Below are 12587 nucleotides of genomic sequence, written 5' to 3' on the forward strand. Positions count from 1 at the left end.
CGATGCGCCAAGAAGAACGATACTGGGACCATATCCTCGCCGTTCTCATTGTACGCGGAGGCACCGCGCCCGCAGGCGATGTTATTGCAGCGGTCGCACGGCGGGCAGGGCTGACTGCCGCAGATATGCGACCAACCAACGCCGACGGAAGGCCCAAGTACAAGTGCCACATCGAAGCCGCCAAGCAATACCTTCGACATAGTGGACTGGTGGTGAGTTCAGGTCGCGGAACATGGAGCATTACAAGCAAGGGAAAGAGTTCGTATCCGTTGTCCGGGAAACGACACATAGCGATCAAGCGATCCGGAAACGCGCACTGGTATTAGCCCTCCCTCACACCCCCATCAGATACTCCACCAGATCCTTCGCATCGAAGACCAGCGAGATGATCATCGTCGCCAGCGCCGCGACGAACCAGACGCCGTAGACGCTCTTCTTGTCGATCTGCCCCCAGCGGCGGATGAAGAGCACCGCGACTGGCGTCCAGAAGACGAGATGCGTGACGCCCCAGAGCTTGTTCCAGCCGACCGTCATGCCGAGGCCCATCGTCGCGACGATGGAAAGGAAGAAGGCCAGCAGCAGCCACCGCGCTTCGGAACGAAAAAACGAGAAAACAAGGCTGCCGACGCCGAGCACGGCCAGCATCCAGTACATCCAGTACTGCACCCATTGCGGCAGCGCCGCCACATAGGCGTCCTGCGCCGCCTGCGCGGCGATGAAGGCGTCCAGAAAACCTTCCATGACTTTCGTCCTCCGCTTGTTATCGTTCGGGGTGGCATATCGAACGCCCGGTCCGGCGGCCGCGCAAGTCAAGATTTCGTCAGCGGCCGATGCCGGAAGAGAGGCGCCGAAAGGGAGAGGCATGGAGAAACCGAAACGACGGACGCTCTCGAACCCCGAACGGGCGGCCGGCAAGTGCCGCTGCGGCGCGGTGCGCTTCGATATCCTGGTTCCCGCCCTCTGGGCCTGGCACGATCATTCCGCCGCCACCCGCGCGACAACCAGCGCCGCCGCCATGTGCTGGGTCGGCAGCTGGAAGAAACGCTTCCGTCTGCTCGAAGGCGAAGACGAGGTGACCCGCTGGGAGGAACCCGGCACCGCCCGCAGCTTCTGCGCCCGCTGCGGCACACCCCTCTTTTATGAGCGCGACCGCTCCCGCCACGTCATCAACATTCCCCGCGCTCTTTTCGAGAGCCGCGTCGGTCGCGAACCGCGTTACCATGCCGGGCTGAAAGAGATGCCCGACTGGGCCTATCTCGGCGAAGCGCTGGCACCCCTCAAGGGCTATCCGGGCATCATGGTGGAGCGGAAAAGGAAGAAAAAGCGAGCCCCTTAAGGCATGTTCTGACCTGCACGCTTTTGCCATATTCGGCCTCTATCCTGCCGCCGAGAACAAGATCACTCATGGAGACTGAATCATGCGCGCGATACTCGCGATCCTTGCACTGACGATCCCGCTGGCCGTCGCCCCGGCCTTCGCGGAGGGCGATGGCGAGCGTTCGGTCGTGGGTCAGGCGGTCGATGGCGTCAAGGAAGGCGGCCGCACCATCGGCCATGGCGCCCGCGATGCGACCAAGGCCATCGGTCATGGCACGCGCGACGCCACAAAGGCCATCGGTCACGGCACCCGCGACACAGTCCATGCGGTCGGCGACACGGCGGACGAAGTCACGACCGAGATCGGCCACGGCACGCGCGACGCCGCGAAGGAAACCGGCAACTTCTTCACCCGCATCGGCCATGCCTTCCGCGACGGCTGGAACGATCTGACGAAGTGAGCCGGCCCGTGACCACCACCCTCCTCCTTGGCGCCACCGGCATGCTGAAGGCTGCGGCAAGTCACGCCGCCTGGCAGGCGGAAGAATGTGTCCTCGTCTCGCGCAACGCCGGTGTTTTTTCCTTCGGCAACGCCGCGCTCGATGCAAGGCTCATCCGCCTGTCGCTCTCCTATGAGGACGAGCCCGCCTTCCTCGGCGCACTCGCCGACTACGCGCCGTTCGATCTTGCGCTGACATGGATCCGTCCCCGCGCCGAATTGCTGCGCGCCGCGCTCGACGCCCTCATCGCGCCGGGTGGGTTGCTGGTCGAAGTGATGGGCTCGCGTTCGATCCTGACGGGCGAGAGCGGCGCGCCCTCCATCGCGGCATTGCGCGCCGAGGTGCTGGCGCATCAGCCCGACATCACCTATGCACAGGTGATCCTCGGCTTCGTGCATGAGGGAAAAAATTCGCGCTGGCTCGATCACGAGGAAATTTCGGCCGCCGCCATCGCCCAGATGGAAATGCCCCTCCCCCGCCGCATCGCCGGCACGCTGGAACCCTGGGACGAACGTCCACACTGACGCTCAGCGCGCATACCAGCCGAACGGGCGGAAGGCGAAATGCAGCGCAACGCCCAGCCCCGCAAACAACAGCGCCACGAGAAGCCGCACCCAGATCAGGCTGAAGCCGATATGCGTCGGGAAGACATGCGTCTTCGAAACCGAAGCCTCTTTCAGATGGCGGATATTCTCAGCGTCCGGCCCGGTGATCATGTCAAGCATGTCGCGCATCGAGCGGTAACGCACGATGGCGACGAAATCCCAGGGTTCAAGCCCGGCCGGCTCGATGAAACGCGCGATCGGTCGCGACATGAAGATGGGATGCCCGGCGCGCTTGAACAGCTCCGGCAGGATGACGCGGTTATAGGCCTCGGCGGCGGCCATGTCGGCCGGGTCGTTGACCAGATTGACCATGAAGAATTCGCGCCCGTCATCGGCCCGCGCCCAGGTTTCGATGGTCTGGCGCGCGCCAAGGGAACTTTGATGGTCTGCGGCCATCGCGTCGATCTGCGCCATGAAGCGGTCGACCTCCTCAGCCGACAGCGGCCTGCCCGCGCCGCCATACCAGGCCCAGAAACCGGCATAGAGCAGCACCAATGCGAGAGAGAGAAGACGGGGACCGGTGAGACGGGGCATGGAACGGTTCCTCTTGCGACGGAGGAATCCTAGGGCCGCCCGATTAAATTGGCAATATACGTGTCAAAATATATCTAGTGCCCAGCCGGCGGCGCCGGCAGCCGCATCCGGCCGAAATGTTCCCGCACACGACCGGCAAGCGCCATCAGTCGCGGATCGTGTTTTACCCACCGCTTCAACGCCAGTCCGGCGCGCATTCCCGCCGCAGCAGCAGCGCCGGCAAGGCTCACGCCACCCACGAAATTGCGCATCTTCATCGGCACATCGCAGAAACTCTCCTTGTAGGGAAGATGACCGACCGAGAGATCGTAGACCGTGTCGCCACGCGCGATGCTCGCCTGCAGTAGCTGGAGAAGATGCAGCCGGCCCGGCGAGAGGCGAGCGTACGCACCCGCCTCGTAGGTATGCACCATCAGCGTCGTGCGGCCCTGACGGCGATGGCCGATGCTACCGGAGAGAAACGCGCCGTCGAGCCGCAATTCGGCAACATCGAGGAGCGAGCGCCCGGCCGGCAACGCGGCCAGCGCCAGATAGGCGTCGCGATAGCCGGGCTCGGTGAAGATCGAACGGATGCCCTGCGCGGCAAGCTGCGCCGCCTTGCGGCTCAGGATTTCGGCGGTCATCGCGACGCACTCCTCGGGTGTCTCCGCAAAGCGAAACGTCACCGCGCCGGACGCTTCCAGCTTGCGCATTTTCGAGCGGTCGATACGTCGCGTCTCGGGGCGGTAACGCAGCGCGAATTCGTCGAAGGTTGCCGGCAGATCGAAAACATAGGCGTCGTCGGGCGCCGCCACGCCGCCGAGTTCGACGAAAGGATTGCGCACCGGCGCAAGCGGCGTACCGAGCGCAAGGGGTTGATTGGTAAGCATCGCAAGATCATGACGCGGCAAGGCCCGGGCGATCTGCCGCCACATCGCCGGAAATTCACCGGCCGGCACACGCGCCGCGAAGTCGGGTGCCAGCAGCGGTGCTTTGTAGTCGGCCATGCGGCCGCCCATGAAGACCAGCCGTTTGAGCCCCATGAAACGCTCAATGCCGAGGGGCGCGAGCAGTAGCGGCTCGCCCTGCCGCGACACCACAACGATCGCCGGCGTCGTCCCGGCGCCCGCATGGGCATGCCAGGCTGAAAGCCAGTCAAAGCTCTGAAAGGCGGTGCCGGTGGCCGTCGCCTCGAAAGCGCGCCAGACGGGCTCGGCCGCCTCGAAACTCGTATAGACGGCGACACCCGCCACGCGCGCCAAACGCTCGGGGAAAGACGCGGCAACGCGGCGGCCACGCTGCTGAGGCAGCGCCGCGGGAACCGGTTCCGTCTGATCCGTCGCCAAAGTCATTTTCCGTCCATCGTCCGTTTTCGGCGCAGTCAGTCCCGATTCGGGACACAACTCCACACTCGGCTTGAGCCAAGCAAGCATTCGGCCAGCGCCGGCGTGCTAGGATTGGCCGCTGCAATGCCCGAAGGAGCCCCGTCCATGTTCCCTGCCCTGATGCCCTTCAGTATCGACGGTTTGGCGCCAGAGCTCGGCGCGCCAGCCCCCGAGCGACTGCTCAACGGCAAGCCTGTGAGCCGCACCTGGAACCTCTTTACGGCACCTGACGGCCGGTTCTTTTCAGGCATATGGGAGAGCGAACCCGGCGCATGGCGGATCGAATATACGGAGCATGAGTTTTGCCACATCATCGAAGGTGTCAGCCGGATCACACCCGATGGCGGCCAACCCCTGACCGTGAAGGCCGGCGATGCTTTCGCGATTCCGGCCGGTTTCCGCGGGGTCTGGGAAGTGCTCGAAAGAACCCGCAAGCACTACGCAATTTATGAAGTCTGACGCTGCGTTAACAAACCGATTCTTGTCAGGTGCAGCGTTGCCCCCTATATGCCTCCGATAGCGAAAGAAAACGGGTTCGGGGGCGGACCCGCAACGATCAAGGGGATCAAAATCGGTATCCGGTTGAAAACCCGCCGTCGCGGCGGCTCCATTAATCGTATCTCCTTCCAGGAGCATTGCACCTGATGCTGCAGGATTTTGTCTACCTGACCGGCGGTCTGGTGATCCTGCTTATTTGCGGCGACTTGCTCGTAAGGGGCGCCACCTCGCTGGCTGCGCGCTACGGCGTCTCTCCGCTTCTGATCGCCCTGACCATCGTCGCCTTCGGCACATCGGCACCCGAGTTGCTGGTTTCGGTTCGCGCCGCCCTCGCCGGTGTCCCCGGCATCGCTCTCGGCAACGTCGTCGGCAGCAACATCGCCAACATATTGCTCATTCTCGGTCTGCCGGCGCTGATCTATCCGATTGCCTGCGCCGGTCGCATCATGCCGCACAATATGCTGATCATGATGGCCGCCAGCGTGACGCTGATCGCCTTGTGCTTCATCGGGCCCCTCGGCTTCTGGCAAGGCCTGTTTCTTCTCACGCTGTTGGCGATCTATCTCGTCTATTCGGGCTGGGATGCGCGCATGAACCCGCACGAACCATCGCCTCTATTGGCATCCGCCGACGACGTGCTGCCCGTTCCTGAACATCTCGGCGACCCATTTGCTCAAGACGCGTCATTCGACGCTGCCCGCAGTCTTCCGCATGGCGATTTGCCGCCGCCGCTCCACTCCCGCCGGGTCATCGCACTCAAGATCGTCCTCGGAATTGCCGGCTTGCCGCTCGGTGCGCGCTTGGTCGTCGATGGGGGCATCGACATCGCACAGGTCTTCGGCGTGTCGGACGCCGTAATCGGCCTTTCGCTCATTGCCGTCGGCACATCGCTGCCAGAGCTCGCAACCTCGGTCATGGCTGTCTTCCGCCGCAACGACGAAATGGTGGTCGGCAACATCGTCGGCAGCAACATCATGAACATCCTGGCCATTCTCGGAATCACGGCCCTGATCGCACCGCTGCCGATTGACAAGGACTTTCTGACCTTCCATCTCTGGGTCATGCTGGGCGCGGCGGTCCTGCTGCTGCCCATGGCCATGACAGGCCACAAGATTGGCCGCATCGCGGGCGCTGTATTCCTGCTCTGCTATGGTGCTTATCTTTATGCAATGTTTGCATTTGGCCATGTGCCGCCGACCGTCGAAAACGGACTGAACGGATTCTGAGAAGGCGATCGTGACTGCAAGCAAGGGAACCGCACTCGTCACCGGCGCGGCACAGCGCATCGGCCGCGCCGTTGCACTGGCATTGGCAGAGGATGGCTGGGCCGTCGCAATCCATCATCGCAGCTCCACCGCCGAGGCCGCCGAGGTCGCACGCGAAATCGAAACGAAGGGCGGACGAGCCGGCGTGTTTGCCGCCGATCTTGCCGACATGACCCAAACGCAGGGGCTCATCGCCGTAGCTGCGGCTGCGCTCGGCCCACTGACATTGCTGGTCAACAATGCTTCGCTTTTTGAAAAAGACGAGGCGGCAACGATGACGCCCGAAAGCTGGGCAGCACACATGGACACCAATCTGCGCGCGCCGGCCTTTCTGGCTCAGGCTTTCGCCGCACAGTTGCCATCGGGTGCGGACGGCAACATCGTCAACCTGATCGACCAGCGCGTCTGGGCGCCGACACCCAAATTTCTGTCCTACACGGTCAGCAAGATGGCTTTGTGGGACCTGACTCAGGTGCTTGCCCGCGCGCTGGCGCCGCAGATCCGCGTCAACGGTATCGGCCCCGGACCGGCGATGATCAATGCCCGCCAGTCCGATGCCGATTTCGAGAGACAATGCCGGGCGACGATACTGAAAAGGGGCACGACGGCGGAGGAGATTTGCGCCGCGATCCGGTTTATTGTCGCCGCGCCCGCTATGACCGGCCAGATGATAGCGCTGGACGGCGGCCAGCACCTCGCCTGGGAAACGCCCGACGTCGCCGGCGTTCCCGAATAGAGACCTGGATATCATGACCCAGTCCGACAATGTCACCCGCCTGAAGATCGCCAATGCAGCGGAAGCCATTCGCCATGTCTTTGTCCGTGACTTGCTGCTGGACGCCCATATCGGTGCATTCCGCCACGAGCAGGGCGCGGCCCAGCCGATCCGTGTCAATGTCGACCTGACAGTGTCCGAAGCCGCGCATGGCGACGATCTGGTCAATGTCGTCTGCTACGCGACCGTCGTCGACCGGATCAAGGTGATCGTCGCCGAAGGCCACCTCAACCTCGTCGAAACGCTGGCCGAACGCATCGCCGCCGCCTGCCTGTCCGACGACCGGGTGGGTGTCGCGTTGGTGCGGGTTGAAAAACTTGCGGTGATTCCCGAAGCATCAAGCGTCGGCGTCGAAATCGAACGTGTCCGCCCACGTCCTTGACGCAAGAAGAGCACGCTCAAAAGCGGCAATGGAATCAACATGTTGGACAGTCCAAATGCCGCACACGGAGGGTTTGTGCACAGCACTCCGCTGACCGCTCCGGACGACGCAGATTATGCGCAAGAAACAGGCGCGGCGCCCACGACGCTGGAATAGGTCCAAAAACCCTATATATTCCAAAGACTTAGAAACGGGGTGGTTTTGCCCCCCTGTCACAAATCCTAATTATTACAAGAAGTTGACGTCTCCGAACGTCTCAAAACCGGAAAGAGTCAACACACTTATCCACAGGCACTGCCCGGCCGGCGAGCCCCTGTCGATGCTATACAGACCGAAATGGACGACACCGAACACAAACCCGCCAAGCAGCCCGCCAATCCCGAAACCGGTGCCGGGAGGCATGGCCGTGCCGACAGCGCCGGTGTGGCATTGATCGCGGCGAAAGTTCGGACGCTGCCCGACAGCCCCGGCGTCTACCGCATGTACGACACAGACGGCGAGCTGCTCTATGTCGGCAAGGCCCGGAGTCTGAAAAAGCGGGTCGCGAGCTACACCAAACTCGCAGGCCAGACGAACCGCATCGCCCGGATGATCGCGGCGACGGTTCAGATGGAATTCATCACCACCGCGACCGAGACCGACGCGCTGTTGCTTGAGGCCAACCTGATCAAGCGGCTGAAGCCGCGTTACAACGTGCTGATGCGGGATGACAAATCCTTCCCGCACATCCTTCTGACCGGCGACCACGAATTCCCGCAAGTGCTGAAGCATCGCGGCGCCCGAACGCGGCACGGCGACTACTACGGACCTTTCGCCAGCGCCGGCGCGGTTAATGCCACCCTCAACGCGTTGCAAAAGGCCTTTCTGCTGCGCTCCTGCACCGACAGCGTTTTCGAAAGCCGGACGCGGCCATGCCTGCTGTTTCAGATCAAACGCTGCAGCGCACCCTGCACCGGCGCCATTTCGGCCGAGGCCTATGCAGAACTTGTGGCCGAGGCGCGCGACTTCCTGAAAGGCCGTAGCCGCAAGACACAGCAGCAGCTTGTTCGGTTGATGGATGAGGCCGCCGCCAATCTTGATTACGAGGGCGCCACGGTCTTTCGTGACCGCATCCGCGCCCTGACACAAATCCAGCAACATCAGGGCATCAACCCGGAAACCGTAACCGAAGCGGATATCTTCTCGGCCTGGGCGGAAGGCGGACAGACCTGCATACAGGTCTTCTTCATCCGGGCCGGCCAGAACTGGGGCAACCGCGCCTATTTTCCCCGCCACGACCGTGAACTGCCGACCGAGGATGTCCTCGACGCCTTCCTTGCCCAGTTTTACGAAGACCGTCATCCGCCGCGCCTGGTCTTGCTGAGCCACGATGTACCGGGCAAGGCACTGCTGGCTGAAGCACTGTCGATCCGCGCCGGGCGCAAGGTGGCGGTCGGCGTGCCACGCCGTGGCGAAAAACGCGAACTGGTCGATCATGCCCTCACAAACGCCCGCGAGGCGCTCGGCCGCCGCCTCGCTGAAAGCTCGACGCAGCGCAAGCTGCTGGAAGGTGTGGCCGAGGTCTTCGGGCTCGAACAGGCGCCGGAGCGCATCGAGGTCTATGACAACAGCCACATCCAGGGCACGAAAGCGGTTGGCGGCATGATCGTGGCCGGGCCGGAAGGCTTCATGAAGTCACAATACCGAAAATTCAACATCAAGGGCGCCGACATGGCCGCCGGCGACGACTACGCGATGATGCGCGAGGTCCTGACGCGCCGATTCACAAGATTGATGAAGGAAAATGCCGGCGACGGTTTCGAAGATGACGGACCGGAAGAAACACGCCCGGAAGCCGCATGGCCCGATCTCATTCTGATCGACGGCGGTGCGGGCCAACTGAAGGTCGCGCTTGAAGTGCTGCACGAACTCGGCATCGATCGCGTGACGGCGGTGGGTGTCGCCAAGGGTCCGGAGCGCGACGCGGGACGCGAACGCTTCTTCATGGCAGACCGTCGCGACTTCATGCTCGAACCGCGTAACCCGGTCCTCTACTACCTGCAGCGGTTGCGCGACGAGGCGCATCGCTTCGCCATCGGCAGTCATCGGGCGCGGCGCTCGAAGGCCATCATCGTCAATCCGCTGGATGAGGTCCCTGGCGTCGGCCCGGGGCGGAAACGCGCCTTGTTGAAACATTTCGGGTCGGCGCGCGCCGTCGCCCGTGCGGGCCTCGCAGATCTCGAATCGGTGGAGGGTATCAGCACCGTGGTCGCCCGCGCCGTCTATGACCATTTCCACGGAAATCCTGACGGGACTGCTTGAAAATTGATCACCGGCCCGCGACATTGGCCGTGGGAATGCTAGACTGCGTGCCTCACGAAGTATGGATCCCGAAATGGCGACAAACCTGCCGAACCTGCTTACCTATTTCCGCATCGCGCTGGTACCGGCTGTCGTTGCCTGTTTCTACATACCTGGCGACGCCGGCCACTGGGCCGCGCTGACGCTCTTCATCGTCGCCGGTGCGACCGACTTCTTTGACGGTTATCTGGCCCGCGCATGGGAGCAGCAATCGAATCTTGGGCGGATGCTCGATCCGATCGCCGACAAGCTGCTGGTCGCCGTCGTGCTGATCGCGCTGACGTGGCAGGACGTCATTTCCGGCTTTTCCCTCTGGGCGGCAATCATCATTCTCTGCCGCGAAATACTGGTGTCGGGCCTGCGCGAGTTTCTGGCCGAGCTGCGCGTCAGCGTCCCCGTAACGCAACTTGCAAAATGGAAAACGGCGATCCAGATGGTCGCCCTGGGCTTCCTGCTGGCCGGACCGGCGGGGGACAAGATATTCCCGGGCATCACCGAAATGGGCATCACCCTGCTCTGGGCAGCCGCCATACTGACGCTCTATACGGGCTACGACTATTTCCGCGCCGGCATCCACCATCTGACCGACGAAACCCCGAAGCGGCGTGAGCCGCCAGCCATGACCAAAACGGCGGCCGAACAGGACGGACCGGCGTGAAGCTGCTCTATTTCGCATGGGTGAAACAGAAGGCCGGCACGGGCGAGGAAGAAGTCTCGCTGCCCGCCAATATCCGTGACGTCAATGGCCTGATCGCCTGGCTGAAAACACGCGGCGAAGGCTATGAAGCGGCCTTCGCCGATCTCGGCATCATCCGCTGCGCCGTCGATCAGGCGCATGGCGATTTCGACACGTCGATCGCGGGGGCGACGGAAGTGGCGTTCTTTCCGCCGGTGACAGGCGGCTGAAACCATGATCCGCGTACAGGCCGAGGATTTCGATATCGGCGCGGAGGTGGCGGCGTTGACCGCCGGCCGCACCGACATCGGCGCGGTCGTAACCTTCTCCGGTCTCGTTCGCGACGCCAGCGGTAACGCGCCGGTCACATCGATGGAACTCGAACACTATCCGGGCATGACCGAAAAGGAACTCGCCCGCATCGAGACCGAAGCCCATGAACGCTGGCCGCTGCAGGCGACGCTGATCGTGCATCGCGTCGGCAGGCTGGCGCCCGGCGACAACATCGTCCTCGTCGTCGCCGCCTCGGCCCATCGCGAGGCCGCCTTCGAGGCCGCGTCCTTTCTGATGGACTATCTGAAGACCCGCGCGCCCTTCTGGAAGCGAGAAGAGGGACAGGGCGAGGCGCGCTGGGTGGACGCACGCGAGAGCGATGACCAGGCGGCAACGCGCTGGAAACGGTAGACCTCTTGCGAAAATCGCCTGTTCCATGCTTCCCAGAAGTATATAGACTGGTCTAATTCAAAATTGACCGGGAAGCATCGCCATGACCAGCACCGAACACGCCACCGAGGCCGCGTCCACCCCGCCCCACGGGTTCACCCGCCACTATCGCCGGAGCCCGCTTACCGATCCCTGGGAGCCGCTCTACTCGCGAAACACCGGCGATGCGGTCTTTTTCGGCCTGCATGTCGCCGCCCCGCATACCAACTCGCGCGGCTTCGCGCATGGCGGGTTGATCTCGGCGCTGGCCGACAATGCAATGGGGCTTTCCTGCGGTCTGAAGCTCGAAAACATCGCCGGGTTGGTGACGGTCGGCCTCACGGTCGATTTTCTGAGTACGGCGCGGATCGGACAGTGGCTCGAAATACGCCCTGAAGTCGTGAAAACCGGCTCGACGCTCTGCTTCGCTCAATGCCTGGTGACAGCCGACGACAAACCCTGCGCACGCGGCAACGCCACCTTCAGCATCGCGAAGCGTTGAACAAAAAAGGGCGGCACGCGCCGCCCTTTTTCAAACCGCGATGCGGGCGTTCAGGCGGTCGCGGCCCGGGCTGCAACCTTCGGATTGACGGCCGCCATATAGTCCTCGAAGAGCGTCGCTGAAATGACACCCGGCGTGAACCGATGCGGGCCGATCTCGCCGACCGGTGTCACTTCGGCCGCCGTACCGGTGATGAAGCATTCGCTGAAGCTCGACAGTTCGTCCGGCATGATGTGGCGCTCGACGATTTCGTAGCCGCGCCCCTTGGCGAGCGCGATCACGGTCTGCCGTGTAATGCCATCAAGGAAGCAATCGGGCTTCGGTGTGTGGATAACGCCATCCTTGACGAAAAAGATATTTGCGCCCGTCGCCTCGGCAACATAGCCGCGATAGTCGTACATCAGCGCGTCCGCATAACCCTTGTTCTCCGCCGCGTGCTTCGAGATCGTACAGATCATGTAGAGGCCGGCAGCCTTCGCCATCGACGGCGCGGTCTCCGGTGAGGGGCGCTTGTATTTTGCGATGTCGAGGCGAATGCCGACCTTGCGCTGTTCCGGATCGAAATAGGACGGCCACTCCCACGCAGCGACGGCGAAATTGATGCGGTTCTTCTGCGCGCTGACGCCCATCATCTCGCTGCCCCGCCACGCAACAGGCCGGACATAGCCGTCAACCAGTTTCTGCGCCCGGAGCGCCGAACGGCAGGCCTCGTCGATCTCGTCGATTGAGTAGGGAATTTTAAATCCGAGAATTTCGGCCGACTTGATCAGACGTTCGGAATGTTCGCGCAGTTTGAAAATCTCACCGCCATAGGCACGACAACCTTCGAACACGCTGCTCGCATAGTGCAGGCCGTGGGTCAGCACATGCACTTTCGCATCAGCCCAGGGAACAAGTTCGCCGTTGAACCAGATGAAGCCGTCGCGTTTGTCGAAAGGAATATCTGCCATGACCTGATTTCCTGGTGTTTCCGCATCGCGCGGGCCTTCGCCGTTACCGACCTTCACCCTGCCCTTGCGTCCCCGCATTCCGGGATTTGCCGGAGACAGATTTACGCGGCAATCGTCTAGTATAGTGACGCGAAGATTCGAGGCTTCCAGCCTTGCGTCCATTCTGTCTCAAGCCGT

The 12587-nt window shown here is 62.7% G+C and carries 17 protein-coding genes; 13 read left to right on the plus strand and 4 right to left on the minus strand.

Going from position 1 to position 12587, the window contains the following annotated elements:
* Nucleotides 1–2: 2 nt before the first annotated feature.
* On the plus strand, nt 3–326 hold the full coding sequence (locus Q7V31_RS17370; protein WP_370690662.1) for a winged helix-turn-helix domain-containing protein: 324 nt from the start codon (nt 3–5) through the stop codon (nt 324–326).
* Nucleotides 327–333: 7 nt separating this feature from the next.
* Here Q7V31_RS17370 and Q7V31_RS13455 read toward each other — a convergent pair whose 3' ends face one another.
* Nucleotides 334–741 (minus strand): hypothetical protein, encoded by a 408-nt coding sequence (locus tag Q7V31_RS13455; protein WP_304735046.1) that lies wholly within the window; start codon nt 739–741, stop codon nt 334–336.
* A 121-nt stretch (nt 742–862) separates the two neighbouring features.
* Here Q7V31_RS13455 and Q7V31_RS13460 point away from each other — a divergent pair, with 121 nt between their 5' ends.
* The 3 genes from Q7V31_RS13460 to Q7V31_RS13470 all read left to right on the plus strand — a co-directional run bounded on the left by Q7V31_RS13460 (nt 863) and on the right by Q7V31_RS13470 (nt 2341).
* The gene (locus tag Q7V31_RS13460) at nt 863–1336 is read left to right on the plus strand and encodes a GFA family protein (RefSeq protein ID WP_304735047.1); all 474 of its coding nucleotides are present in this window, start codon (nt 863–865) and stop codon (nt 1334–1336) included.
* Nucleotides 1337–1418: 82 nt separating this feature from the next.
* Complete coding sequence (locus Q7V31_RS13465; RefSeq protein ID WP_304735048.1) at nt 1419–1778, plus strand: hypothetical protein; 360 nt, start codon at nt 1419–1421, stop codon at nt 1776–1778.
* 8 nt (nt 1779–1786) lie between these two features.
* The gene (locus tag Q7V31_RS13470; protein WP_304735049.1) at nt 1787–2341 is read left to right on the plus strand and encodes a hypothetical protein; all 555 of its coding nucleotides are present in this window, start codon (nt 1787–1789) and stop codon (nt 2339–2341) included.
* A 3-nt stretch (nt 2342–2344) separates the two neighbouring features.
* On the opposite strand, the gene Q7V31_RS13475 is transcribed toward Q7V31_RS13470, so the two are convergent.
* The gene (locus Q7V31_RS13475) at nt 2345–2956 is read right to left on the minus strand and encodes a hypothetical protein (protein ID WP_304735051.1); all 612 of its coding nucleotides are present in this window, start codon (nt 2954–2956) and stop codon (nt 2345–2347) included.
* Nucleotides 2957–3030: 74 nt separating this feature from the next.
* On the minus strand, nt 3031–4287 hold the full coding sequence (locus Q7V31_RS13480; protein WP_304735052.1) for a GNAT family N-acetyltransferase: 1257 nt from the start codon (nt 4285–4287) through the stop codon (nt 3031–3033).
* A 138-nt stretch (nt 4288–4425) separates the two neighbouring features.
* Between Q7V31_RS13480 and Q7V31_RS13485 the strand changes: the two genes are divergently transcribed.
* The 9 genes from Q7V31_RS13485 (at nt 4426) to Q7V31_RS13525 (ending at nt 11460) form a co-directional block, all read left to right on the plus strand.
* Nucleotides 4426–4779 carry a cupin domain-containing protein gene (locus Q7V31_RS13485; protein ID WP_304735053.1) on the plus strand — a complete coding sequence of 118 codons (354 nt, stop codon included), beginning with the start codon at nt 4426–4428 and terminating at the stop codon, nt 4777–4779.
* A 185-nt stretch (nt 4780–4964) separates the two neighbouring features.
* The gene (locus Q7V31_RS13490; protein WP_304735054.1) at nt 4965–6044 is read left to right on the plus strand and encodes a calcium/sodium antiporter; all 1080 of its coding nucleotides are present in this window, start codon (nt 4965–4967) and stop codon (nt 6042–6044) included.
* A 10-nt stretch (nt 6045–6054) separates the two neighbouring features.
* Nucleotides 6055–6819, plus strand: a complete 765-nt coding sequence (locus Q7V31_RS13495; protein WP_304735056.1) for an SDR family oxidoreductase — start codon at nt 6055–6057, stop codon at nt 6817–6819.
* Between the two features lie 13 nt (nt 6820–6832).
* Nucleotides 6833–7240, plus strand: a complete 408-nt coding sequence (gene folB / locus Q7V31_RS13500) for a dihydroneopterin aldolase (RefSeq protein ID WP_304735057.1) — start codon at nt 6833–6835, stop codon at nt 7238–7240.
* 336 nt (nt 7241–7576) lie between these two features.
* Nucleotides 7577–9541: an excinuclease ABC subunit UvrC gene (uvrC, locus tag Q7V31_RS13505; protein WP_304735058.1), complete on the plus strand. Its 1965-nt coding sequence runs from the start codon at nt 7577–7579 to the stop codon at nt 9539–9541.
* A gap of 61 nt (nt 9542–9602) precedes the next feature.
* Nucleotides 9603–10238 carry a CDP-diacylglycerol--glycerol-3-phosphate 3-phosphatidyltransferase gene (gene pgsA / locus Q7V31_RS13510; protein ID WP_304735060.1) on the plus strand — a complete coding sequence of 212 codons (636 nt, stop codon included), beginning with the start codon at nt 9603–9605 and terminating at the stop codon, nt 10236–10238.
* Nucleotides 10235–10486, plus strand: coding sequence for a molybdopterin converting factor subunit 1 (moaD, locus tag Q7V31_RS13515; RefSeq protein ID WP_304735061.1), 252 nt, complete (start codon nt 10235–10237; stop codon nt 10484–10486). Before pgsA ends, moaD begins: the two co-directional genes overlap by 4 nt.
* 4 nt (nt 10487–10490) lie before the next feature.
* On the plus strand, nt 10491–10940 hold the full coding sequence (gene moaE / locus Q7V31_RS13520) for a molybdopterin synthase catalytic subunit MoaE (protein ID WP_304735062.1): 450 nt from the start codon (nt 10491–10493) through the stop codon (nt 10938–10940).
* 82 nt (nt 10941–11022) lie between these two features.
* Nucleotides 11023–11460 (plus strand): PaaI family thioesterase, encoded by a 438-nt coding sequence (locus Q7V31_RS13525; RefSeq protein ID WP_304735063.1) that lies wholly within the window; start codon nt 11023–11025, stop codon nt 11458–11460.
* Between the two features lie 50 nt (nt 11461–11510).
* Here the strand turns inward: Q7V31_RS13525 and Q7V31_RS13530 are convergent, their stop codons facing one another.
* Entirely contained in the window at nt 11511–12410 is a 900-nt protein-coding gene (locus Q7V31_RS13530; protein WP_304735064.1) for a branched-chain amino acid aminotransferase, read from the minus strand.
* Nucleotides 12411–12587: the final 177 nt, after the last annotated feature.

Origin of the sequence: Parvibaculum sp. (assembly GCF_030651915.1) — a bacterium.
Lineage (GTDB): Bacteria > Pseudomonadota > Alphaproteobacteria > Parvibaculales > Parvibaculaceae > Parvibaculum.